Genomic DNA, 23,825 nt, shown 5'->3' on the forward strand with positions numbered 1-23,825 from the left:
AAAATATTTAATTGCAATGAGAGCAGATTAGGTAATATTCATTTCAGTTCTAAATTTTGGGTGCTGAATGATTATTTGAAATATAAAGCTCTTAAAAGCTTGAGAAGATTTCTCATATAATTTCACCGATTTTTAGCGGCATATCATTTGTATCCTTGAAAGCTTTTAACACACCAAATCTACATTATGGAAGATCAAATAACAAGACGCAATGCTATTGGTAAAATAGCAGCGACAATCGCTGTAGCTGCAGTTGCGCCAACTGCTTTAGCACAGTCGCAATCCGGTAAAACGAGAAATGAAAAATCTCCGGATCTTACAGATCCTACTACTAAATATTTTAAACCGCCATTTAAACGTCAGTCCCAGCCATTTCCTGGTTTAGGTAGTAAAATGACTCCTGTGCCTGACCACGGAGAAAAAACGTATGTGGGTTCCGGCCGTTTGGTAGGAAGAAAGGCATTAATTACCGGAGGTGATTCCGGAATAGGCAGGGCGGCTGCGATTGCATATGCGAGGGAAGGTGCTGATGTCGCCATCAATTATCTTCCTGCTGAAGAAGAAGATGCAGCAGAAGTAATTGAGCTGATTAAAAAAGAAGGCCGAAAAGCCATTGCAATTCCGGGAGATATCAGAAGTGAAGAATTTTGCAAAAAACTGGTTGATCAGGCAGTAAAACAGCTCGGTGGCCTGGATATATTAGTCAACAACGCGGGGCATCAGAAAAGTAAAGAATCTATCCTTGATATCTCCACAGAAGAATTTGACTGGACGATTAAAACAAATATTTACGCACCTTTTTGGATCACAAAGGCAGCTTTGCCTCATTTGAAGCCAGGTTCAAGTATTATCGGATTGTCTTCAGTTCAGGCTTATGATCCGTCTGCTGATCTGTATGATTATGCGCAGACTAAAGCTGCAACAACAAATTATGTAAAATCTCTGGCTAAACAGTTAGGTCCTAAAGGCATCCGGGTGAACGGTGTTGCACCGGGACCTGTTTGGACTCCTTTACAGGTGAGTGGTGGACAAACACAGGAAAACTTAGAAAAATTTGGAGGAGATACTCCGTTAGGAAGACCGGGTCAACCTGCTGAACTTGCTTCAATATTTGTACAGCTTGCTGCCAATGACGCAAGTTTTGCAACAGGGCAAATTTACGGTTCGGCTGGTGGAAACGGACAACCTTAGTTTCATCATCCATTTTAAATATAAGGCTGCTTTTGGGCAGTCTTTTTTAATTTCATTTATTTGGCTGAAAAAAGATATTATATTTACTTCTCTAAAATGATCATTGCAGATCTTGAGATAATCTTTCGGGGTGGGATAAAATTTATCGAAAAAAAATGATTCTTGTGACTTAGATCATACCGTATTTCAATTAAAGTATTTTGTAATATTTTTACGCTGAATGCATTCATATTCAATATGTTAAAGCTTTGAAATTCAGGTTTTGTGGCACAGTCTTAGTTGATCAATCGGTAACCAATAAAATTTAAAAATTATGTTTTACCACTCACAAAATCTTATCAGTCCAATAGTTTCTGATGAACCGGATCCTTCTGCAGCCAATGCTTTACAGGAAGGACTGGGAGGGCAGTTCGGCGAAATGCGTACGATGATGCAGTATCTTTTCCAAAGTTTTAATTTCCGAGGGAAAGCAACGCCATACATGGATTTAATCCAGGGTGTGGGTGTAGAAGAAATTTCTCACGTAGAGCTGATTACCAAAACCATCTCTCAACTGCTTGACGGATCTCCCAGATATCAGGGTGATAAATATGAAACTCCAAGTAAAGGTGGTGGCGTAGCTTTGGAAATGGCCAAAGCCCAGCAGAATCCACATCACTACATCGTTGGCGCTCAGGCAGCGCTTCCGGTAGATGCCGCTGGAAATCCGTGGAGTGGGAGCTACGTTCACAACCATGGAAATCTTGTTCTGGACTTAATGGATAATCTTGTTGTAGAGGCTACGGGCAGAATTCAGAAGTGCAGAATTTATCAAATGAGCAGTAACAAAACTTTGCGTGCAACTGTGGCTTTCCTTATTGTTAGAGATGAAGCACATCAGGCAGCTTTTGCGAAAGCATTGGAAACTCTCGGAGTAGACTGGGGTAAAGTTCTTCCGGTTCCAAAATTTGATTCTTCGCAGTTCCCTGAAGTAAAGAGATTGTTGGATTTGGGTCTGCACAGAGAGCAGTACACTTTCCGTATGGACGGTTCTTTAATGGAAAAGATTTTCAGCGGTCCGTCACCTTTCAATGATGGTACAGAACTTACCACGATGAAAGAGCCAAGTGAATCTTACCCTATTCCCGAAGCACCGGAACGTCCGGAGGAATTTGCACCGGGCCTTGACGAAGAAATGCAGGCTTTGGCTGATGCTTTTACCGAATTTAAAGAATCAGGAGGTAAAGTTAAAAAGAATGTCGGTATTAAACCAGGCAAAAAGACTGATGAAACTAAAAGCAATAAAAAGAAATAAAGCTTTATTCATCTAAATTGATTTAATAAAATAGCCCATAGAAACAACTGTTTTTATGGGCTTTTTTTTAAATGTAAATTATTACCAATGCGTCGGAGCAGCATCTTTCTAATCTATTTTACAGGTAATTCAAAGTAAAAGGTTGAACCTGTACCAAACTCGCTTTCTGCCCAGATCTTACCATCGTGCGCTTCAATTATTTCGGCACTTAAATAAAGTCCAATTCCAAATCCTGCAATTTTACTCTGTTGCTCAACTCTGTAATAACGGTCAAAAAGTTTTGAAATATTTTCAGGTTTGATTCCCATTCCTTCGTCCTTAATGATGACTTTTATCTTTCTGTCATTTACTTCAGTGGACAAATGAATTTTGGTGCCGTTTTCTGAATATTTAACGGCATTTCCCACTAAATTATTAAGAACCTGTGCTATCTTTAAACGGTCAGCATGAACGGTAACCGCATCAGCGAAATTGAGAATGATATGATGCGTAGAATACTGGAGTTGGTAATCAATACAGACTTCTTCAATCAGTTCAGAAAAGTCAAAATCTGATTTTTCAAGATGTAATTTTCCTGATTCCAAACGTGAAACATCCAAAAATCCATTAATCATATCTGTCATATGCCTAATCTGTTTCAGAGATTGTGTATAGGCCTTCTGTAAAAACGGATCGTCGGCTTTTTCTGCCTTTCGTAATAGTAGTTGAAGATAGGTGTTTACTGATGTAATAGGAGTCTTAAGCTCGTGAGAAACCATACCTATAAAATCATTTTTTCTCTGCTCTTCTTCTTTCAGCCACTGGATATCGGTAGTCGAGCCCACCCACATCGTAACCGTTCCAAGTTCATCCAAAATAGGTGAAGCAATGTTTAAATGCCAAATATATTTTCCGTCAGAATTTTTGAACCGCATTTCGGAAACATGGGCTTTACCATTTGCTGCTGCTTCTGATAAACCGACTTGAAAATCTGTAATTTCGTCAGGATGCATCATTTGGTAATATCCGAAATCGCGCATGTCTTCAAAATTCATTCCAGCAAATTCCAGCCATTGCTTATTGAAGAAAGTCACTTCACCGGTAGGAAGTGCGTTGGATATTTTTGCCGGAACCAAATCGGCGAGCATCTTAAAGTAAGCCTCGCTTTTTTCGACTGATAATCGTGCATTCACCTGCTCTGAGACATCGGTAGCCACAACCAGTATATCAGCGATATTCCCATCATCATCCGCTATGGGCTGATAAACTACGTTAAAGAAAATCTCTTTTAATTCATTCTCATGCATAAGCATGGCTCTGATTTCATTGGCATAAAATGGCTTTCCAGTTGTAAATACATCTTCTAAGAGTCCAAGAAACGGTTGATCTTGAATTTCAGGAAGTGCATCTGCTAAAGTCATTCCTACGATTGATTCTGTTTTGCCCCAGACCTCCAGAATCTTTTCATTGGCAGACTCGATAATGAAATCTTTTCCCCGCAAAAGGCCAATGGCAACCGGAGCTTTTTGAAAAACAAATTTGAACCGTGACTCACTTTTAGCAAGCCTGTTATAAAGCATCGATAACTGATCGTTTGCGTATAAAAGCTGATCGGCATACAGCTGCATCTGTTTACGGGCATTAACTCTGTCTGTAATTTCAAAAGACATTACCAAAACACCATCACGCTTACCGTCTAATCCTGTTAAAGGTTGATAAGTGTAATCAACAAAAGTTTCCCTAATGGTTCCATCAGATTCTGTAAAAAGTACCGGGCTTTCTTTGACGTCAATGATTTCGCCGGTTTCCATAACTTTTCTGAGCTGACCAGCAAATGGCTGATCTGCCAGGTCGGGTAGGATTTCCAGAAAAGGTTTTCCGATTACTTCTTCTCTGGTCTTTTTCCAGTAGGCCAGATTGGCGTCATTAATCATCTCCACGATAAGATTATCGTATCTTATAATAACAACTGATGCAGGAAGCATGTTAATAATCTGATTGAGATTATTACTTGTTCTTTCTAAATTTACTTTACTGTCAAGAAGCTGAGTGACTTCAAAAGTAAATATAAAAATACCGTCCACTGATCCTTCAGAATTAAATCTTGGTAGGAGCCGGTAAGTAAAATAACGGTCTTCTAACTCTTCTGATACTGAGTTGGAAAGTCTAACCTGGTCATTACTGAAACTTAACGGTTTTCCTTCCTGATATACTTTCCTTAATGATTTTTCTACTTCTGACCCTACTAATTCAGGCAATGCTTCCAAAATTGGTTTACCCAATAATGTTCTTCCAGGTACTAAATCCTGATATAATGGATTAATCAGTTCGAAAACTAAATCTTTACCGGATAATATCGCTATACCTGCGGGAATTTCATGAAGTAATTCGTACGAACGCTGACGTTCAACATTTAAATTCTGCTTTTCTGTAGCAACATTTTGAAGCTCAATTGTACGCGCATTATTTTCAACTGCCCAAATGGTTACTTTAGTTACCGAACCGTCAGGGTTTGTAATGGGTGAGTATGTTAATGAGATGTCGATTTGCTCTTCTTTGCCATGGTGATTAACTTTTAATTTCAGCCCCTGAGCATTGAAAGTCGTATTAGTACCAACAACATTTAATATTACTTTTTTGTCTATTGGATGACCCATCTCAGTCAGTTCGTCTACTGACTTTCCCAGCCATGACTCTCTAATTTCTCCAAACAAATTACTGTACTTATCATTAGTCATTTCCACAAGCTGTGATTCGGCATTTATGATGCAGATTCCAAAAGGGGATGATTCTATAAATGTATCTAATATCGGGGTATCAATTGTGTTCATAGTTAGTAAGAAAGTGCTAAGATATAATAAAGATCTAAATTTATTGATAGGGGTATTTTGCTACTTATGAGATTGAAGAAATTAATGCATTAGAAAAGGATGATTATAGAATTTTATCAATTGAAATTGATCAGATTTTAAGATCGATAACTAAGAAATCAGAAAGATTTCAGAATATGGAAATGCTTCAAATGTAGTAGAATTTATTGATGATGTAAAAGCTTTTATAGCAGAATAAATTTTGAACTGAAAAGCATTGTTAAAGATTTTGCACATTTGATCATTTGATTTAGTAATTTTGCGTTCTTCAATATGTTTTTTATCCAATTAAAAGCAGTGGGCTTAAAATTTTTGTAAAAAGTTTAAACTTTAATGTATAATTTATCAACACAATTAAAAGAGCTCGGATTTAATATCGATCTTTTACAGAATGCCATAGACCGGAATGATAAATTGTTGAAATTTAATACATTGGAGTATTTTTGTATCTACTTATTTCTAAATGATTACGAGTTAAAAGTTGACGGAAAAATAGTGTCTGTGACCGGCGGTCAGGCTGTATTTTTAAGCCCGTTTAGAACCGTGGAATTTATAAAGCCTGTTCATTCAGATATTTATGTGATTGTTTTTACCCCGTTATTTTATGAAAAGTCGAAGAAAGACAGCCTGTTCTTAAATTCTGAAGTGTTTTTTAGTACTGATAGCCACGTTCATACAATCCCTTATTTTGGTACCGAAGAATACATCAAATTACAAATGACTGATAGATTAAAATATTTTAAGGATTCCAGTCAGGATTTATATCTAACTGTTGCACACAGTATTATTGAGGGTTTACTGATGGATGCTCTAAGGTATATCCGTCCTGCTAATGAGAAAGAAGGAGATGCTATAAGTATGCTGTCAATTGGCAATAGTTTTAAAACGCTTTTACAAAAAGACGTCAGGATTCATCGGACGGTCTCTTACTATGCATCAAAACTTTTTGTATCAGAAAGAAAGCTTACAAATATTGTTAAAGAACTTTACGGGCAGACTGCCAAGCAAATGATTATTCAGAAATTTTGTAATGAATGCGTGATCGCTCTGACTCACTCAAACCTGACAATTTCTGAAGTCTCATTTGAGTTCGGTTTCAGCAGTGAAAGTAATTTTACAAACTTTTTAAGAAAACATACGGGTAAAAATCCTACTGAATTACGGATGTTTGGATAGTGGATATTTCCTACACGAATTCTTTCAGCTTTTAAAACCAGTTTAATTCCGCAACTTCTGGGCAACATATCATCATGGTTTACAAGATAAGTCACAGCACAAAAGTTTTTGATACCATTTTTAATCTCCACCCATATTTTGGAAGTTTCATTTTCTAAACGTACTTATTCTATTCAAAAAATTACTTCAGACATTTGATGAACGGTAAAAATTCACAAGTAAAATGTCTTTTTTAATAATCTAACTTTTCATTCCAGACTGTAAATTCGTGCCGTCAATTATATTATAATTCATTATTATCATAATTAATTAAAAGAAATTTAAAATTGAATGTGATTTTTTAAGGAGTTAGATGATATAATTGCTTATCGTTATGCAGGTAAATATTTTGGTTATTTCTATAAGGGTAGAAACATTATGAAGAAAGTAAACGTCTCATATTTTTTATCAAATTGAAATCACCACAGTATTTCAGAAGCGAGAGAACTTTAAATAAAACTAAGAAATAATAGAAACTTTTTAAAATGAACTACCAACAGGCATTAGAGCGCACTCATAGACTTAAGAACTTTGCAGAAGAGTTTAATGTTAACAATCGTGTTCGATACATTGTCGTTCCTGAAAATCAGAATGAAATGATTAATTTTTTGCATAGTAATCCTTCCTTTAAGGAAGATCAGAATTTTGAGGAATGCATTCGGTTTTCATCTGACGGAAATTTTATTGTCTATCGCCTGGAGCTGAGCGAAAATCAGGATTAGTCGTGCACGGCAGTTCAGAAAATGCCTCTGAATTGCTGTGTGGATTTTTAGGTATCTCATTTCTCGCTGCAGAAATGTGTATGTTGATAGCAAATTAAAATATTGATCAGCCAAAAATCCTCTTTTTTTCAAAACAATGTAATCAATAATGGAGATCTATCATATTGAGGTCAGCAATAAACTAATAAACGGCTTATCTGAAAAGATAGGCCGTTGTAAATTTTGTCTCTTATTATCTAACGTATTTGCTTTTCAGATACAAAGCTCTATGTTCTCTTTATTTAAAACTTTATGAAAGTATCTGAGATACTGTTTGTATTCGTTTACTTCATATTTAGTTTAAAAGTTTATTTAGTTTGAATTTTCAGTTTGTGAAATGTCATTTTTGAAATGTGAACTCTGAATTTCTAATTCCTCTCCGTTGAGCAGATTTAAATAATAACTATTCAACGAAACCGTTCATATCTTCACGCAAAAATTATTTAATGTGATTTGTGAACCTAATACAGTTTTTAGTTAGACTTTATCAGGATAAATTACAATAATTTTGTAGTAGAAAATTCTTTAAATCCAATGAGCAAAGATAATATCGAGATGCATCTGCTGTCAGGAAAAGGTTGTGATATCATGATATCGCCTATGTCGGCATCATACGTTCCTTCAGAAGATGAACCGAATACCTCGGAAGCGCACCGTCACGATTACTATTCTTTATTTCTTTTAGAGAAGGGTTTGATTAAAATGTTTGTTGATAATGAGTGCGTGATGATGTCGGGACCATCTGTCTTACTGGTCAGTCCGGAACAGGTACATCATCCTTCGGAATCCTCTGTTATCAAGGGTTGGGTAATGGCTTTTGACGGTAAAATAATTGACCGCGAGGTTATCAGTTCTTTAGAGCATTCCAATAGTGAAATTTGCGTTTTAGAACTTAATAATAATGATCTTTCTTTTTTAAATAATTTACTATCCAATTTACATTCTTGCGTGAGCAACAGGATTAGTGCTCCATTCGAGAAGAACCTGTTACATAGTATGGTCAGCTCACTATACCTTAAACTGGCAAATATTCACTGGTCCAAGAATTTACATTGTGAAAAAGCTTCAAAGTCGCGGTCGGTACAGATCACACAGAATTTTAAGTTTTTGGTAAGGAATGACTTCAGGGAATTTAAAAAGCCTTCGATGTATGCAGAAAAACTAAGTATATCTGTAACCTATCTCAATGATACAGTCAAGAAAATCACAGGTTTTTCAGCTACCACAATCATTCAACAGGAAATTGTAGGTGAAGCACAGCGCATGCTTTTATACACCGGTAAAAGTGTTAAGGAAATTGCCTTTGATCTCGGTTTCGAAGACTGGAAGTATTTTACGAGACTGTTTTCAAAAGTTTCAGGCAGATCTCCAACTGCATTTAGAAATGACCGGAAAATTATCAGATCGGAATATTGAAAGCAAATAATTTTTCCAGATATGGCTCTTTAGTAGAAGAATTCGTGCATTTTATTAAGAACTTATATTGAGGTTGTAATCTTTCTTTGTTGCTGTAATTCAGCTGCATGCCAATCTGGGATTTCAAACAGCAGTGATGTTGAAAAAATATAATTGTAATATGAAAAATAAAAAAATATTGATTTCTGGTGCAAGCATTGCTGGCCCTACATTGGCATACTGGCTGCACCGATATGGTTTTACAGTAACGGTCGTCGAACGTGCGCCTGAGTTAAGACTTGGCGGTCAAAATATTGATGTAAAGGGACCTGCAAAAGAGGTTGCCCTAAAAATGGGAATCGTAGAAAAAATTCGTGCGCGTAATACAACCGAAGTAGGATTAAGATTCGTTGATTCACAAAATGAGACACTGGCAGAATTTCCATCCGACAGCTCCATGAGTATGACTCAGGAACTGGAAATCCTACGTGGAGATTTGGTGAAAATTCTTTACGAACAATCTTCCAAAGATGTTAACTATATTTTCGGTGATCATATTGTTCATTTAAAGGAAACGGAAGATGATATTGGAGTTGAATTTAAGAGCGGTAAAAAGGAAGCGTTTTCTATTGTGATTTCTGCTGAGGGTATTGGCTCTGCTACCCGTGATTTGGCCTTTGGAAGTCGTCCTCATTACAAATATTTAGGGTTACATACCGCCTATCTTACAATCCCCAAAAAAAGTACAGACAGCAGATGGGCACGCTGGTACAATGCTCCGAGGGGAATCGTTTTCATGCTAAGACCTGACAATTATGGCGAAAACAGAGCTTCAGTAACCTTTTTAGCTAAAGAGAATGAATATAAAGATCTTCCGGAAGACAGGCAGAAAAAAGTTTTGATCAGTCACTTAAATGGAACAGGTTGGGAATCTGAAAGGCTGATTAACGAAATTGAAGATAGCAAGGATTTCTATTTTGAAAGAGTTAGTCAGGTGAAAGCTAAGCAATGGAGTAAGGGGAGAGTGGTTATCACAGGTGATGCTGCCTGGTGTGCCACACCTATTGCGGGCAAGGGTACCGATCTGGCGATGGCAGGCGCCTACGTACTTGCCGGAGAGCTGTCAAAAGCAGAAGATCATTATGAAGCTTTTAAAAATTACGAAAAAATAATGCGGCCATACGTTGATAAATGTCAGAAACTACCTCCCGGCATACCTGGAATTGTATACCCGGAATCTAAGTGGGGTGTTACTCTGCTCAACAAAGTCGTTAAGATAGCCGGAAGTAAACCGGTTAAATATGTAATGAATCTTTTTTCAGGGACTGAAAAAGAAGATAAAAAGGACTTTGTTTTACCGAATTATGAGAATAATTTCAAATAAAAGAACGAATGATACAGTGTGTATTTGGCATCAACAGTATCATTTTTAAATTTCAAGATAACACAAATGATGATTTTTTGAAATGCACAACTTTTAGAGTTGTGCGTTTTTGTTTTGTAAAAAACTGAATTTCAATCAAGATTTGTAATGTCTATGAATTCTTTAAGTTAGAAACAACATACTGATAATGATTCTATAGATTTTAATGTTTACGTGTTATGTCACCGATTAAATTACTTTTACCGGCAGAATTTGTACTGTGAATGAAAAAATTGAGTATTTTAGTGTATCGCCGACTTCGTGCGGTTCAATCACTATAAAAAATATTCAATGTTAAATAATAAAAAAGTTAATGTCATAAGTTTTGGAGAAGTACTTTTCGATGTATTCGGAGAAGAAAAGAAAATTGGCGGAGCACCTCTTAATATTGCTCTCAGGATGGCTTCTTATGGCTTTCCTGTGGCAATGATCAGCGCGGTGGGCAATGACGAAGACGGAAAGGTCATTTTGGATTATACCAGACAGAATGAAATTAAAATTTCGGGAATCAATGTTTCTGAGGAATATGAAACAGGAATTGTGCAGGTCTCCTTAAATGAAAGTGGTTCTGCCACGTACGAGATCAGATTTCCGTCCGCATGGGATTTTATCAGTGTCGATGAAAAAATCAAGGATATCGTAAAAGATGCCGACGTTTTTTTCTATGGCAGTCTTGCCAGCAGAAATGAGGTTTCTCAAAAGACTCTGTTCTCTTTACTGGAATCAAATGATACAGTGTTTAAAGTTTTTGACGTAAACTTAAGAAAACCATTTTACAGTATTCAGCTCCTGGAAAAGCTGATGAGTAAGGCAGACTTTATCAAATTTAATGATGAGGAAATACTTGAAGTAGCTCAAGAAATGGGCTATCAATCTGATGATCTAACATCAACCATCTATTTTTTGGCAGAAAAAACAAATGCAAAAGCGATCTGTGTAACTTTGGGTAAACACGGATCTATTCTTCTGTGGAATAATGATTTATATAAACATGAAGGATATCCAGTGAAAGTGGCAGACACGGTGGGTGCCGGAGACTCTTTTTTGGCCAGTCTTATTTCAAAACTGCTGACAGATTATAATCCTAAAGAAGCTCTTGATTTCGCAAGCGCAGTAGGTGCTTTGGTCGCAAGTTATTCAGGAGCAAATCCGAAGATCGAAAGTTCAGAAATAGAAATGATGATTAAGGGTTAAATGTCTAACATTAATTTAAAAAGTGTAGTTTTCAAAAATATTCACAATTACATATTTCAAGAAAAAAGCCTTACACTGTAAGGCTTTTATTTATGAAAGTAGGAATTTGTTTACTTAGAAATAGATCATTAAAATTAAATTACAGTGGCAATTTTACCACCATCTTTTTAATTAATTTAATAATTTTCTATGAACCTGTTTTTCTCGGAAACTTTACGGTAAAAGTGCTGCCATTTCCTTCTTCACTTTCAACACCAATGGTTGCGCCATGTCTGTTAATGATCTTTTTGACAGTAGCCAAACCTATTCCGCTGCCCTCATACTCATTTGTTTTTCCTACTCTGTTGAATAGTCCAAAGATTTTCGTTTGCTGATCGCTACTCATTCCTACGCCGTTATCTTTCACGGTATAAATCACTTCATCTTTTTCCAACTGACCATCAATTTCAACGACAGGATATTCTGTTTTGTGCGAATATTTAACCGCATTTTCAATAAGATTTAAAAACACCTGAAAGATTAAAATTGGATCGCCACTTAAGTCAGGTGTACTTTTAACGACCAAATTTAAATTTGCATTCAAATTACTCATCAACAGCTGACCTACAATATCATTAATCAGGTTAGACATATCAATAGATTCTTTTCTCACATCTTTTTGTCCCACCTTAGAATATTCAAGAACAGTTTTAATCATCTGGTTGAGCCTGTCTGAATTATCAACAATCTTAGTCGACATGATCTTTATGTCGTCTTCTTTTGATTTTCTGATGATTAATTCAGCAAATGCCTTAATTGTGGTTAAAGGAATTTTAAGATCATGAGATACTGTATGCGCAAAGGCATCAAGCTCAGAGTAGGCATCCCGTAATTTCTCGTTCAATATTCTGAGTTCAGCAGTTTTTCTTCCCACCGCAAAATTAACTTCATCTCTGATCTCCATTATGGCTCTGATTTCTGATGAAGACCATTTCAGACAGCTGCCTTTAACCTGTTGTGACCATTCTTCAAATGAATTTCGCGGCGATATGAAGGGTTGCCCTCTTTCATCGTGGCTGATAATCTTGTTTGGGTCGCCGGCCCACTTTACGGTCTGTATAATCTCAGGTCTGAATACGATCACACAGTCTTTGATATCTTTGGTAAGTCTGCATCCTGCAAAACCTGCAAAGTCCACAGACTCTAACTGTAATTCAGGAAAATCTATCTTAGAGTTTTCAGTAATCAAAACTTCGTTTGCGGCATCATATAAAAATTCTGAAATTTCTTTGATTTTAGAAAGTTCAGGAACGGTACCAATACTCGTAGTTTCGCCCTCATAAAGAAATGAAATGCCCGTAGCTTTGAAAGCATTCAATAAAATTGGCGAGCAGGTTTCTATAAAATCTGCAATCTTTTCATTATGAAGGCTGCGGCTGACATCCAGTACTGCAGTCTGCAGCTTCATGTCTTCTTTCTGATTTTTCTCCTGATTTCTCAGCCCGATGCATGAACTGAGCACTTGTCCTATTAATTTTGCAGTTTCCCGCTGTCTGTAATTGATAAACCTGGGAGAATAATTATGGCATGCAATCAATCCCCAAAGTTCATCATCAACAATGATGGATACGCTGAAACTGGAAGTCACGCCCATATTTTTCAGGTACTGTATATGAACTGGTGACACGGCACGCAATGTACTGTTGCTGAGATCGGCGGGTACTTCGGCTGTACTCATAAGCGGGATATTCTGCTCATGTACATTACTGATAAGCCGGGTTAGATTTTTCTTGTAAAGATTACGCGCTTGCTCAGGAATATCAGAGGCAGGGTAGTGCAATCCTAGCCATGTTTCCAGTTGATCATTTCTTTCTTCGGCCACGACCTCTCCGTGTCCGTCATCATGGAATTGGTAAACCATAATACGGTCATAACTGATAATGTTTTTGACCTGTTGCACTACATTCCGTAAAATCGCATCAATGTCTTTATCGGCCAGCATCTGTGAAAGACTGGCACCGACGATATTTTGAGGATCAGAAAACAGATCTGATAATTCCTGTTCAAAATCGAGAATATAGTGATCATCGGAAAGTGATAAGATCAGATTATAAATCATCCCATCAATTTCCACCTGATACGGATTGATAGGTTTAAAATTTTTACCCTGCCACGAAAGGTTGATGAGATCCAAGATAAAGTTGTTATTCTCTGATTTCCCGAAAACTTTGCTGTATTTGGAAATATGACTTTCAAGTATATGATCTACCGTAAGCCCGGCGAATTGGGTGAAATTATCACTGCAGTATTTTATAATACCCTCGCTGTCGATGATGATCAGGATGCCATGCGCTTGAATGTAACCCGGAATGTGGATCGGTTCTTTGCTGCACAAATCCAAATCGTCTTTTACCATATAATTTATTGTTTATTATAAATGATTATTGCTTACTAAGGACAAAAGCCTTACAAAATGAGTCGAAAATTTTTCTGAAATTAAACGAATATACTATTTTCATTTGATATGAATGGTTTATTTAAAAGATTTATTCATAAAAAATGAAACTGTTGATTCTTTTATCGGTTGGCTGTAGATCTTTATCTCATTCCTGTAAAGCATCATCATCGTAAGGTGATAAAATTCAGTTGAATTTAATTTAAAAAAGCCTGCAGTGCTGTGTATAGGTCTGTTGTAGTAGTTAAATTTCTTTAACTGATTTACTGATTGGCTGAGTCAAAAATTTTGACTATTATTATACAAATGAAAATTTAATGAAATCGATTGCACAGATTTACTATCCCTGGTATAAATTATTTCTTGTCTCACTGACAGTCATTTTCAGCGGACGTTTTCAATCTCAGGAATTTGCCTTTAAAGACAGAAAACTAGGATTCGAGTATAGAGCTGATGATCTTTTGAAAAGGCTGACTCTTGAAGAGAAAATAAGTCTGATGCAGGATTCTTCAAGCCCCATTCAAAGGCTTGGTATAAAAAAGTATAACTGGTGGAATGAATCATTGCATGGAGTAGCAAGAGCAGGCTTGGCAACGGTATTTCCACAACCTATCGGTATGGCTGCGAGTTTTGATGAAGATCTTGTCTATCGGGTATTCAATGCGGTTTCAGACGAGGCAAGAGCAAAGAATACTATTTTCTCAAAACAGGGAAATTACGAACGCTACCAGGGTCTGACCATGTGGACTCCGACAGTTAATATTTTGAGGGATCCACGATGGGGACGTGGTATAGAAACGTATGGTGAAGATCCGTATCTGACAGGATTGCTCGGTGTGGCGGCAGTTAAAGGACTACAGGGGCCACGGTTTACTGATCAGTATGATAAAGTCCATGCGTGCGCCAAACACTTTGCCGTACATTCAGGTCCTGAATGGAACCGTCATTCATTCGATGCTAAAAATATTAAACCTCGTGATTTATATGAAACTTATCTTCCTGCTTTTGAAGAATTGGTAAAATCCGGTGACGTACAGGAGGTGATGTGTGCGTATAACCGTTTTGAAGGCGAACCTTGCTGTGGCAATGATCAACTCCTCATGCAGATATTACGAAAAAAATGGGGCTTCAAAGGAATCGTGGTTTCAGACTGTGGAGCGATTGCTGATTTTTATAAAGAAAATGCACACAAAACCCACAGTGATGCAATCAAAGCTTCGGCTGCTGCAGTATTAAGTGGAACTGATCTGGAGTGTGGTTCCAGCTACAAAAAGCTGAAGGACGCAGTAATGAACGGAGATCTTAAAGAAAGTGATATCGATGTGTCAGTACGAAGATTATTAATCGCAAGATTCAGACTTGGTGAGATGGATGATCTGGAAGATGTTCAATGGTCTAAAATTGATCCTTCTGTTATCGCATCTACTGAACATGCAGAACTCGCTTTGGAAGCTGCAAGAAAATCAATCGTGTTATTAGAGAACAAAAATCATATACTTCCACTTAAGAAAGACGGAATGAAAATCGCCGTGATGGGTCCTAATGCCAATGATCCTGTGATGCAGTGGGGAAATTATAATGGTACCCCTAAAGAAACAGTAACCATTCTGGATGGAATAAGGTCAGCGTCAAAAAATTCGTCGGATGTAATTTTTGAACAGGGAACAGGACTGGTTGAGAATACTGTCTTCGAAAGTGCTTATGCTGAATGTTCCTTTAAAAATCAAAAGGGAGTTAATGCAAAATATTGGAATAATCCTGAAACTAAAGGTTCTCCAAAGGTAGTACAGAATCTTGCGCATCCTTTTAACCTCTGTACATCTGGCAATACTGTTTTTGCACCGGGTGTTGAGCTGACCGGTTTTTCAGCTGAATATGAAACGGTATTTAAACCCACAAAATCGGGAGAGGTGACCCTTCAACTGTACATAAATGGAAAGGTGCAGGTGATGGTGAATGATAAGTTGGTGAAAGAAGCAAAAACCGGACACGGAGCCAGAAAATTAAACCACAGTTTTCAGGGAGAGAGTGGAAAATCCTATCATATAAAAATCATCTTCGCTCACGGCAGCGGGGATGCCCAGCTGAATTTTGATATTGGGTACAATGAAGCGGTTGATTATCAACGTTCTTTGAGTAAAATAAAAGATGCGGATATCATTGTTTTTGCAGGCGGTATTTCTCCATCGCTGGAAGGAGAGGAAATGGGTGTTGATCTTCCGGGATTTAAAAGAGGTGACCGTACAGACATTAATCTTCCGGAGGTACAGTTGAATTTTCTTAAAGAACTCCATAGGACAGGAAAGCCGATTGTGTTTATCAACTGTTCAGGTTCATCAATTGCTTTGGGAGAAGTAGCAGAGACCAGTTCGGCAATTATACAGGCATGGTATCCGGGACAGGAAGGTGGAAAAGCAGTGGCAGATGTTCTTTTCGGAGATTACAACCCTTCAGCACGCCTTCCTATCACTTTTTATAAAAATATTGATCAGCTTCCCGATTTCGAAAACTATGATATGGAAGGTCGCACCTACAGATATTTTCGAAGTGAGCCACTTTATCCGTTTGGGTATGGTCTGAGCTACAGCAATTTTAAGTATGGAAAAATTAAGGCAGAGAAAAGAAAGATAAAAAAAGGCAATACAGTCGATTTTACAATTCCGGTTTCTAATACTGGCACTGTTGATGGACTGGAGACTGTACAATTGTATGTACGCAAGATTGATGATGCAGAAGGTCCCATCCGAAATTTAAGAGCTGTAAAAAAAGTTTTCATTAAAGGTGGTGAAACCGCTTCAGTGAAATTTACGATTGGTGAGAAGGAATTGAAATGGTGGAGTGTTAAGGAAGGCGAGATGACTGTTCAGGAGGGAAAATACGAGATAGAAATTGGCAGTAGTTCAATGGATAAGGATTTGAATAAAATGATATTGAAAGTAAGATAAGATTTTTTATTTTGAGCTACGTTTTTTTATCAGTTCTAAACAAATGCTCTTGAAAAGAAAAATTTTCGCCAATTATAAACAGATATTGCACAGACATAGTGTTTCAACAAATTAAAAATTATATAAATTCTTAAAAGGATTTTGATTTGCAGTGGCATAGTTTTAGTCTCCCAAAGAGGGTAGCAGGTTGCTTTAAAGATTCAGTCCATGTATAATCAATTAAGTTTTCAAAAGTTAGTCATCCAGTATCTGGAGTTTTTGATAGCTGAAGATTTTAATTTAGAATATCGGATGAGCGGAGAAATTAATTTTACTGAAAATCTAGTATCGCACTCACTGATAATCGTTCCTGATTTTTCCGACAAAATAAATCGCAATGCACCGCTCAAAGAATACTTAGAAACAATCATTTATCACATTAATCAGAAAGTTATAGATTCTGAGGATATGCACAGAACAATGATTCAATAATGCAGTTGGTCGTTAAAATTCATGTGAAATACAAGCTGACTCTCTGTAACTACGACCTTCATATCCTTCTTAGACAAATTAAAATTCCGAATAATTAATACGAATTCAACGATGTCATTATAATGATTTTATTGTTTATAGTGGACTTTTTAAGGTGTTTGGTTCTGAATTCTATTTCAACGTTTCCGATTTTCTACTAAGTAATTTACTGATCAAAAAAATAATCCTCAAAAAGACTACAACGGGTGTCGATTTGGCTACAAATACTTTGTGAGGAATAGTCACCTTTGCTGTAATAATAAAATCAATCAAACTTATGTCAACACATGAAATTAAAGTCGCGCTTGTCTCAGGTGCCAATACTGGTGTAGGATTTCAAATTGCAAAAGCCCTTGCAGAAAATGGTTATAAAGTGTATTTGGGTTCCCGGGATCTGCAAAAAGGGGAATTAGCCGTTGCAAAAATTACCGGAGATGTACAAGCCATCCAGCTTGATATTACAGATTCAGATTCGGTTAAGGCAGCAGTTAAAATAATTGAAGCTGATCATGGTTACCTAACACTTTTAGTAAATAACGCTGCGATTTCCCACGCCGGTAAACCTGGACGTACTATGGAGGAAGTTTTAGGGTCACAGAGTGCCAGCATTGCACCGCTTAGTGAGCTGAAAGAAGTCTGGGAAACAAATGTTTTTTCTACGCTAGCGGTCACACAGTCATTTTTACCCTTATTAAAAAAATCACCAGCAGCAAGAATTGTTACAGTTTCGAGTGCTTTGGGTTCTCTTGGGATCAATTCAAACCCAGAAAATCCCTACCGCTCGTCTTTCGATGCAGTTTACGGCGCATCAAAAACGGCACTTAACGGTATATTTCTTTCTTTAGCTATAGAGTTAGAGAATACAAATATTAAAGTTCATCTCGTAAGTCCAGGCTTTACGGCAACGGCTCTGAACAATTTTCAGGGAACTGATACTGTGGAAGAAGGCTCTGTAGAACCGATAAGAGTAGCGCTTGCTGAAGACTTGCCAAATGGGAGTTTTACAGGACCTGCCAATTTTGCCGGACCTGATAATATCCTGCCGTGGTAAATTTACAAACTGACAAACCTGTGCTGATCATTGGTCATCACAGGTTTTTTAATAAATTTATGAGATGAAAAATAAAGACGAAAAACTGATTCGGTTTATATCCATTTCAGAAAGCCATCGGGCTTTTGGACTGCCTGCACCGCAGCATCCGCTCATAAGTCTTGTGCATTTCAATGAAACCAATCCTTTCAATACGGATATGGCGCCCATCTATGATGTCCTCAGCTTTTATAAGATCACTCTGATCACCAAAAACAATGGCAGACTGAAATATGGACAGGACTATTACGATTACAATGAAGGGAGTATGCTGTTTTTAGCACCAAATCAATTAGTGGGAACAGTAGAGTACAATCAGGATACGCATGCCTACATTTTGCTGATCCATCCCGATTTTCTTTTTGGCCATCCGTTGGCAAAAAAAATAAAACAGTATGGATATTTTTCTTATTCATCTAATGAAGCTCTGCATATATCAGACAAAGAAAAAGAAATTATCCTTTCCGTGTACAGAATTATGGAACAGGAACTGAACAGCCGTGTTGACGAATTCAGTCAGGAAGTGGTCATTGCTCAGATTGATCTGCTGTTAAGCTACGTAAACCGGTTTTATAAAAGGCAGTTCATTACACGCACAATGATCAATAATGATATTCTTCAGAAAACAGAAACTATTCTGGAAGACTACCTAAACAATCAGGAATCTCTGCATACGGGTTTACCAACTGTACAATATCTTTCAGATCAGCTGCACATTTCACCAGGCTACCTCAGTGATCTGCTCAGAACGCTCATTGGTCAAAATGCACAAAGTTATATTCACGAAAAGATCATCGGAAAAGCTAAAGAAAGGCTGACCTCGACCAATTTAACTGTAAGTGAAATTGCTTACGAGTTAGGTTTCGAACATCCACAGTCCTTCAGTAAACTGTTCAAGACCAAAACTAAAATTTCTCCATTAGAATTCAGGAAGTCTTTTAATTAAGAAGAGTCCATATTTTAGAAACTTATCTTTTTTTATAGTTTATAATTGTGAACACTTGGCAGGATTTAGATAAATTAAAGAGCCTTTCTGTAATAATTTAAGCCGAAATTATTTTGGATGTTGAAGTCAAATAGTAATATGAAATCCTTTTTTAACTTAAATTCATTCCTCATTTATAATGATGGTAAAAGAAAGAATTGGTAATTTTATACTGTATGAGAGTATTTTAAGAGAGTACTGTTAGCCAATTTCAAAACTCACTGTATGACTATATGTAAAAACTGCGGAAACTCGTTTGAAGGAAACTACTGCAACCAGTGTGGCCAGTCGGCAAAGACCAAAAGAATCAATCACGAATTTCTCTGGGAAGATATTGAGCACGGTCTTTTTCATTACGATAAAGGAATAGGCTACTCCCTGAAAAAACTTTTCGAAAAGCCAGGCATTGTGATTTATGACTACATAGAAGGAAAAAGGGTGAATCATTTTAGACCAATTTCGATGGTAATCATTATGGCGACGATCTATGCTTTAATATATCATCTGTTAGATCTGAACCACCGTTCTGCACTGGATGAATCTTCGGGTGCAATATTGGAAAGGGTTTTTGAACATTATTACTGGTTTGTAGTTGCAACTCTACCAATATATACGCTGACGACCTATATTCTTTTTAAAAAAACAAAATACAATTTTTATGAGATCATTATTTTTGAAGCATTTAAAACTTCACAAAGACTTGGCGTTCACATCCTTTTTCTACCGGTTTTATATTTTGTGAAAGATCGGTCGGGTTTTAATATTTTGACCAATCTACTTTTTGTAATAGATTTTATTTTGATTTTTTGGACGAACAGACAGTTCTTTAGTAAAATGAAAGTAGGAGAAGTGTTAATAAAAAGTATCTTAAGTTATTTAATGTATTTGGTTATAGCGACTTTATTAGTAGGACTAACTGTGGTTGCGTTAGGTTATACCGGTTAGCTGAACTAAAAGAAATATTATTATTAAAAAAGGTGATGCACAGTGCATCACCTTTATACTTTTATTAGAATTATTTTAAAATCTATATCCGCCGCCAATTTGTGCAAACACGTTATGCATCGGGAAACTGATTCCTGTAAATGTTGATGGAAATGCAGAACCCAATCCCCACTGAAGACTCAGATCCAGAGAAAATTTTTCGCAGATATCTCTGTTGATTCCCGCATAAATACCGTAATCAAACTTTTTGATCTTGTCTGCAAAGTCAAAGGTTGCGGATGAGATGATAACTTTTTCACCTTTAGAACCACCGTTTCTGATATAGCCGTCTGAAACACTGCCTTGGAATTCAGGCTTCAGTAGAAATGCAAAATAACCTCCCAAACGGTAGTGCCATTTTTTTCCGGGCGTAAACTGTACAAATACCGGAACACCGAGATAAAGATTTTTGGCTTCAGTGTAATTTGTTCCTGTGAAATCTCCTTCAAACGAAGCTGCCTCCGGACCCTCACCCTGTTGAATCATGGTATGAAAATAAAGTACGCTGTCTTTCACCTTCATTCCTTTGTATTCCACTCTGGGATTAATGCCGACGCTCCATTTTTTGTGAAACTTATACAATCCTTCCAAACCAATCGAAGGATTAAGTCCTGGATTATAGCTTTTCACTTTCCTAATATTATTAGGCAATGGAATCGGTGTTAATCCGCCAATATTGAGTCCGGCGGTCACTCTGAACTGAAATTTGCTGATGCTGTCTTGTGAGTTTACATTCTGTGCATTCAATTTAAGACTAAGCATTACAGCAATGGCTAGTGTGATGTAAAATATCTTTTTCATACTATTTAGCTATAATTCTTAAACTGTCAACCGTCAATTTACTTCCAATTGCACCACGGTACTGATCTCCCTGATAACTTGATGAGGCAACAATCGCTACCATCAGATTATTTCCGGCAACTTTTCCCGGAATATAGTTGAAAGGAACTTCGAATCTTGTAAAAGCTCTATGAGAAGTGGTATTAGGAAGTTCTGCTCTTGCGACCACCTGATCAGAAGTATTGATGTTGGTACCGTTTAATCTTGTTGGCCCGTTATACAGTACTGCATACAGAGAGAAGCGGTCAGTCTGTCCCGAAACGGCGTTTCCGTTTTGATCCTGAAAAGTCGCTCCGGGACTGTACTTGTAGTATCCGGTAAATTTATCCGGCAATTCAAAATAAGGCTGTCCGAATTCTGTAGCCGCTAATGGATTGATAAGTGCTTGATTTGCATTGAAATCTCCTAAAAAGAATGATCCCGGAATCAGTTTAATACCAAGAAACTCCGACAGCGTGGTTCCCGGAATGGTGCGCATCTCTGCAGCTTTAGTTCCGTTGAGTCCGTTGACTGTTGATTTTGTTGGATATGCATCTGCCTGTTGAGCAACACCAGCCAAAGCAGCTCCCGGATTTCCTGATGACCAAAGCTGAACATTATTATCCAATGGAAATTCATACTTGTCTGTGGTATTGGCGGTCCAAGTTTCAAAATTAAAAGTCCAGTTTCCGATTTCCACTACATCTACCTCGTAGATTTTCTGATTCTCACCTGATTCAGACTGCACGGTGTAGAAAACAGGCTGACTGAAATTAAGCTTCGTGCCTGATGCCGGACTTACCGTTGCTCCTTTCGATAACTTTAAAGTTGGCGATACTCCATTTTGATAGGCATCAGGTTTTAAATAAATCAGTATTTTACTGTTGGCCTGATCAATGATTGTGGTAGAAGATAAAAACTGCGCGTCAATCGTGAATTCTTCAATATCAGCTTCGGGATTCAAAGGTGCTTCCCGAATACACGAAATGATAGAAAAACAAAGTGTGATGAGGTAAAGGAAATTTTTCATTTTGGATCAATTTAAATGATAAAACTTTTCATAAACTATTGAAGCTTTCTCACCGAAACATTAGGCTCCTCGCCCTGCGGAACGATGAATATAGCGTTGTCACTCACAGTATCTCCCGGGTCAAGATAATATCCTGCGATCACCGGGATTACAGAACTTTCGTATTTTCCTTCTTTCGTGTATGCCCAGTAGGTAACGTTGAGGTTTTGAGCTTTGGGTTTTAAATCAATCTTTTTTGCAGTTAATTTTGCTCCAGTCGCATTGATGCAGTTAACCTCTACCAAACCGATATTGGTTACGATCTGTGGTGCATTTGCCAGTCTCATATTGATGCTTTTCCCGCTGTTGTTCGTTACGCTTGCAGAAACTTTGTAACGGTCAAAGCTTTTTCCACCGACATTAATGGATTCTTTATTCAGAATATTAAAGGTGACAGCCAATCCGCTGACATCCACTGTGGCGCCGTCACTAATCTTCTGACTGTAGAGGTTTGTAAAAGAAAAAAGCACAAACAAAAGTGCTGAGAATACTGTTTTTTTCATGATATTAATTTTTAGAATGGATAATCTTTAGAAGTATGACCTTCAAAAAGCTTCACGTTATTGCTGTCGGGAGCTTCATTTGTGACTGTGATTATTGATGGATTAGATGGGTACTTTCCGTTTTTATGGGTCAAAATTTTCCAGGAATTTCCATCCTTAAGCCACAGGACTTTCCATCCGTTTTCAGTTTTGGAGTCTACAGTAATGGGAGTACGTGTTACTGTAAATTTGTTGATCAGCTTTAAATTATGATCTAAAAGTACAAGGCTACAGCCACCGGAACCACAAAAGTAAGGCGTGAAAAAATTGATAAAAATCTCTCTTTTTCCGTCATTATTCAAATCAATTTGATCGAAATTGAATTTTCTTTCTGATTGACCGATTGCCCTAAGGTCTTCGGGTTTTAGGTATTGGGTATTGATGTAGTCTTTAATTTGTAAAGCTAAAGAATCTTCACCGGTGCTTATAGAATCTACTTTTACATCAGAATTGGTTTCTACATTATTTTTAGGAAAAGTCACCAATTGTGTTTCTTGCACCGGCTTTTCTGGTGTTTTGCTGCAATATGTTACGGTGAGAAGCGTAATGCATGCAACTGCTGCATTGAAACTAGAGCTTTTCATAAAATATTTTTTGATAAGTAAAGATAATAATTATTCGTAATAATTAATGTAAGTACGGAAAATTATAAGGATGTAATAGAAATAACAGAATATGTTTGTGAATCAGGCTCTGAATGAACTTAACTGATTCTATGAAATTAGAAAGGTCAATATCTAGAGCAATATTTTATATGTCTAAATTTTTTAACATTTTCAATCGTCGTCATTAACCACCTCTAAATCTCAATTTCCCATAAAGCAAAGTCATTTTCACTATCGACAACTTTGGCAGAGACAACGGCTATTTTAATTTTATTTGCAGGATAAACATCAATGTATAAACATGTACTGTTGTCTATTCTTGTAAATTTATTAACAGTAAGAATTTCATCAGCATCCATTTGCTATTGAATGTAGAGATTTCCTATTTTTAAATAATTGAATGCTCATCAAAATAATTGTAGAAATTAATATCATTATCAAGGAGATTATTATTTGTGAATTTATATTCATGCTACCCTCAAAACCCCATAATTCATCGTTGATGGAAAATAAGACATGG

18 protein-coding genes are annotated in these 23,825 nt (G+C 37.0%); 11 read left to right on the plus strand and 7 right to left on the minus strand.

Going from position 1 to position 23,825, the window contains the following annotated elements:
* Positions 1–186 precede the first annotated feature (186 nt).
* On the plus strand, positions 187–1,191 hold the full coding sequence (locus tag OMO38_RS00465) for an SDR family oxidoreductase (protein ID WP_264748283.1): 1,005 nt from the start codon (positions 187–189) through the stop codon (positions 1,189–1,191).
* A 313-nt stretch (positions 1,192–1,504) separates the two neighbouring features.
* Positions 1,505–2,485 carry a manganese catalase family protein gene (locus OMO38_RS00470; RefSeq protein WP_264748284.1) on the plus strand — a complete coding sequence of 327 codons (981 nt, stop codon included), beginning with the start codon at positions 1,505–1,507 and terminating at the stop codon, positions 2,483–2,485.
* Positions 2,486–2,598: 113 nt separating this feature from the next.
* Here the strand turns inward: OMO38_RS00470 and OMO38_RS00475 are convergent, their stop codons facing one another.
* A complete protein-coding gene (locus tag OMO38_RS00475; RefSeq protein ID WP_264748285.1) occupies positions 2,599–5,295 on the minus strand; it encodes a PAS domain-containing protein in 2,697 nt (898 codons plus the stop codon).
* Positions 5,296–5,667: 372 nt separating this feature from the next.
* On the opposite strand from OMO38_RS00475, the gene OMO38_RS00480 reads away from it, so the two are divergent.
* The 5 genes from OMO38_RS00480 (at position 5,668) to OMO38_RS00500 (ending at position 11,322) form a co-directional block, all read left to right on the plus strand.
* On the plus strand, positions 5,668–6,510 hold the full coding sequence (locus OMO38_RS00480; protein ID WP_264748286.1) for a helix-turn-helix domain-containing protein: 843 nt from the start codon (positions 5,668–5,670) through the stop codon (positions 6,508–6,510).
* 524 nt (positions 6,511–7,034) lie between these two features.
* The gene (locus OMO38_RS00485) at positions 7,035–7,271 is read left to right on the plus strand and encodes a hypothetical protein (RefSeq protein WP_264748287.1); all 237 of its coding nucleotides are present in this window, start codon (positions 7,035–7,037) and stop codon (positions 7,269–7,271) included.
* Positions 7,272–7,844: 573 nt separating this feature from the next.
* On the plus strand, positions 7,845–8,726 hold the full coding sequence (locus OMO38_RS00490) for an AraC family transcriptional regulator (protein ID WP_264748288.1): 882 nt from the start codon (positions 7,845–7,847) through the stop codon (positions 8,724–8,726).
* Positions 8,727–8,862: 136 nt separating this feature from the next.
* Positions 8,863–10,089 (plus strand): FAD-dependent monooxygenase, encoded by a 1,227-nt coding sequence (locus tag OMO38_RS00495; protein ID WP_264748289.1) that lies wholly within the window; start codon positions 8,863–8,865, stop codon positions 10,087–10,089.
* 330 nt (positions 10,090–10,419) lie between these two features.
* A complete protein-coding gene (locus tag OMO38_RS00500) occupies positions 10,420–11,322 on the plus strand; it encodes a carbohydrate kinase family protein (RefSeq protein ID WP_264748290.1) in 903 nt (300 codons plus the stop codon).
* 187 nt (positions 11,323–11,509) lie between these two features.
* Here the strand turns inward: OMO38_RS00500 and OMO38_RS00505 are convergent, their stop codons facing one another.
* Positions 11,510–13,717, minus strand: a complete 2,208-nt coding sequence (locus OMO38_RS00505) for an ATP-binding protein (protein WP_264748291.1) — start codon at positions 13,715–13,717, stop codon at positions 11,510–11,512.
* A 356-nt stretch (positions 13,718–14,073) separates the two neighbouring features.
* Here OMO38_RS00505 and xyl3A point away from each other — a divergent pair, with 356 nt between their 5' ends.
* From xyl3A to OMO38_RS00525, 4 genes are all read left to right on the plus strand, one after another.
* Complete coding sequence (gene xyl3A / locus OMO38_RS00510) at positions 14,074–16,701, plus strand: xylan 1,4-beta-xylosidase (RefSeq protein ID WP_264748292.1); 2,628 nt, start codon at positions 14,074–14,076, stop codon at positions 16,699–16,701.
* 787 nt (positions 16,702–17,488) lie between these two features.
* Positions 17,489–18,262: an SDR family NAD(P)-dependent oxidoreductase gene (locus OMO38_RS00515; protein WP_264748293.1), complete on the plus strand. Its 774-nt coding sequence runs from the start codon at positions 17,489–17,491 to the stop codon at positions 18,260–18,262.
* A gap of 64 nt (positions 18,263–18,326) precedes the next feature.
* Positions 18,327–19,247, plus strand: a complete 921-nt coding sequence (locus OMO38_RS00520; protein WP_264748294.1) for a helix-turn-helix domain-containing protein — start codon at positions 18,327–18,329, stop codon at positions 19,245–19,247.
* Positions 19,248–19,511: 264 nt separating this feature from the next.
* Positions 19,512–20,231 (plus strand): DUF3667 domain-containing protein, encoded by a 720-nt coding sequence (locus tag OMO38_RS00525; RefSeq protein WP_264748295.1) that lies wholly within the window; start codon positions 19,512–19,514, stop codon positions 20,229–20,231.
* A gap of 75 nt (positions 20,232–20,306) precedes the next feature.
* On the opposite strand, the gene OMO38_RS00530 is transcribed toward OMO38_RS00525, so the two are convergent.
* From OMO38_RS00530 to OMO38_RS00550, 5 genes are all read right to left on the minus strand, one after another.
* A complete protein-coding gene (locus OMO38_RS00530) occupies positions 20,307–21,071 on the minus strand; it encodes a porin family protein (protein WP_264748296.1) in 765 nt (254 codons plus the stop codon).
* 1 nt (position 21,072) lies between these two features.
* Positions 21,073–22,119, minus strand: a complete 1,047-nt coding sequence (locus tag OMO38_RS00535; protein WP_264748297.1) for a PCMD domain-containing protein — start codon at positions 22,117–22,119, stop codon at positions 21,073–21,075.
* Positions 22,120–22,154: 35 nt separating this feature from the next.
* A complete protein-coding gene (locus OMO38_RS00540; RefSeq protein WP_264748298.1) occupies positions 22,155–22,661 on the minus strand; it encodes a hypothetical protein in 507 nt (168 codons plus the stop codon).
* A gap of 11 nt (positions 22,662–22,672) precedes the next feature.
* Positions 22,673–23,284: a hypothetical protein gene (locus OMO38_RS00545; protein ID WP_264748299.1), complete on the minus strand. Its 612-nt coding sequence runs from the start codon at positions 23,282–23,284 to the stop codon at positions 22,673–22,675.
* A 215-nt stretch (positions 23,285–23,499) separates the two neighbouring features.
* Positions 23,500–23,664 carry a hypothetical protein gene (locus tag OMO38_RS00550; RefSeq protein WP_264748300.1) on the minus strand — a complete coding sequence of 55 codons (165 nt, stop codon included), beginning with the start codon at positions 23,662–23,664 and terminating at the stop codon, positions 23,500–23,502.
* Between the last annotated feature and the right edge of the window lie 161 nt (positions 23,665–23,825).

This window comes from Chryseobacterium kimseyorum (assembly GCF_025971945.1).
In the GTDB taxonomy this organism is placed as follows: Bacteria; Bacteroidota; Bacteroidia; order Flavobacteriales; family Weeksellaceae; genus Chryseobacterium; species Chryseobacterium kimseyorum.

Bases quoted from the DNA above. Each gene is read 5' to 3' on its own strand.
- OMO38_RS00465 (WP_264748283.1), top strand. From the start codon at position 187: ATGGAAGATCAAATAACAAGACGCAATGCTATTGGTAAAATAGCAGCG.
- xyl3A (WP_264748292.1), top strand. From the start codon at position 14,074: ATGAAATCGATTGCACAGATTTACTATCCCTGGTATAAATTATTTCTT.
- OMO38_RS00545 (WP_264748299.1), bottom strand. From the start codon at position 23,284: ATGAAAAGCTCTAGTTTCAATGCAGCAGTTGCATGCATTACGCTTCTC.
- OMO38_RS00470 (WP_264748284.1), top strand. From the start codon at position 1,505: ATGTTTTACCACTCACAAAATCTTATCAGTCCAATAGTTTCTGATGAA.
- OMO38_RS00525 (WP_264748295.1), top strand. From the start codon at position 19,512: ATGACTATATGTAAAAACTGCGGAAACTCGTTTGAAGGAAACTACTGC.
- OMO38_RS00475 (WP_264748285.1), bottom strand. From the start codon at position 5,295: ATGAACACAATTGATACCCCGATATTAGATACATTTATAGAATCATCC.
- OMO38_RS00485 (WP_264748287.1), top strand. From the start codon at position 7,035: ATGAACTACCAACAGGCATTAGAGCGCACTCATAGACTTAAGAACTTT.
- OMO38_RS00490 (WP_264748288.1), top strand. From the start codon at position 7,845: ATGAGCAAAGATAATATCGAGATGCATCTGCTGTCAGGAAAAGGTTGT.
- OMO38_RS00530 (WP_264748296.1), bottom strand. From the start codon at position 21,071: ATGAAAAAGATATTTTACATCACACTAGCCATTGCTGTAATGCTTAGT.
- OMO38_RS00550 (WP_264748300.1), bottom strand. From the start codon at position 23,664: ATGGATGCTGATGAAATTCTTACTGTTAATAAATTTACAAGAATAGAC.
- OMO38_RS00505 (WP_264748291.1), bottom strand. From the start codon at position 13,717: ATGGTAAAAGACGATTTGGATTTGTGCAGCAAAGAACCGATCCACATT.
- OMO38_RS00515 (WP_264748293.1), top strand. From the start codon at position 17,489: ATGTCAACACATGAAATTAAAGTCGCGCTTGTCTCAGGTGCCAATACT.
- OMO38_RS00500 (WP_264748290.1), top strand. From the start codon at position 10,420: ATGTTAAATAATAAAAAAGTTAATGTCATAAGTTTTGGAGAAGTACTT.
- OMO38_RS00520 (WP_264748294.1), top strand. From the start codon at position 18,327: ATGAAAAATAAAGACGAAAAACTGATTCGGTTTATATCCATTTCAGAA.
- OMO38_RS00495 (WP_264748289.1), top strand. From the start codon at position 8,863: ATGTTGAAAAAATATAATTGTAATATGAAAAATAAAAAAATATTGATT.
- OMO38_RS00480 (WP_264748286.1), top strand. From the start codon at position 5,668: ATGTATAATTTATCAACACAATTAAAAGAGCTCGGATTTAATATCGAT.
- OMO38_RS00540 (WP_264748298.1), bottom strand. From the start codon at position 22,661: ATGAAAAAAACAGTATTCTCAGCACTTTTGTTTGTGCTTTTTTCTTTT.
- OMO38_RS00535 (WP_264748297.1), bottom strand. From the start codon at position 22,119: ATGAAAAATTTCCTTTACCTCATCACACTTTGTTTTTCTATCATTTCG.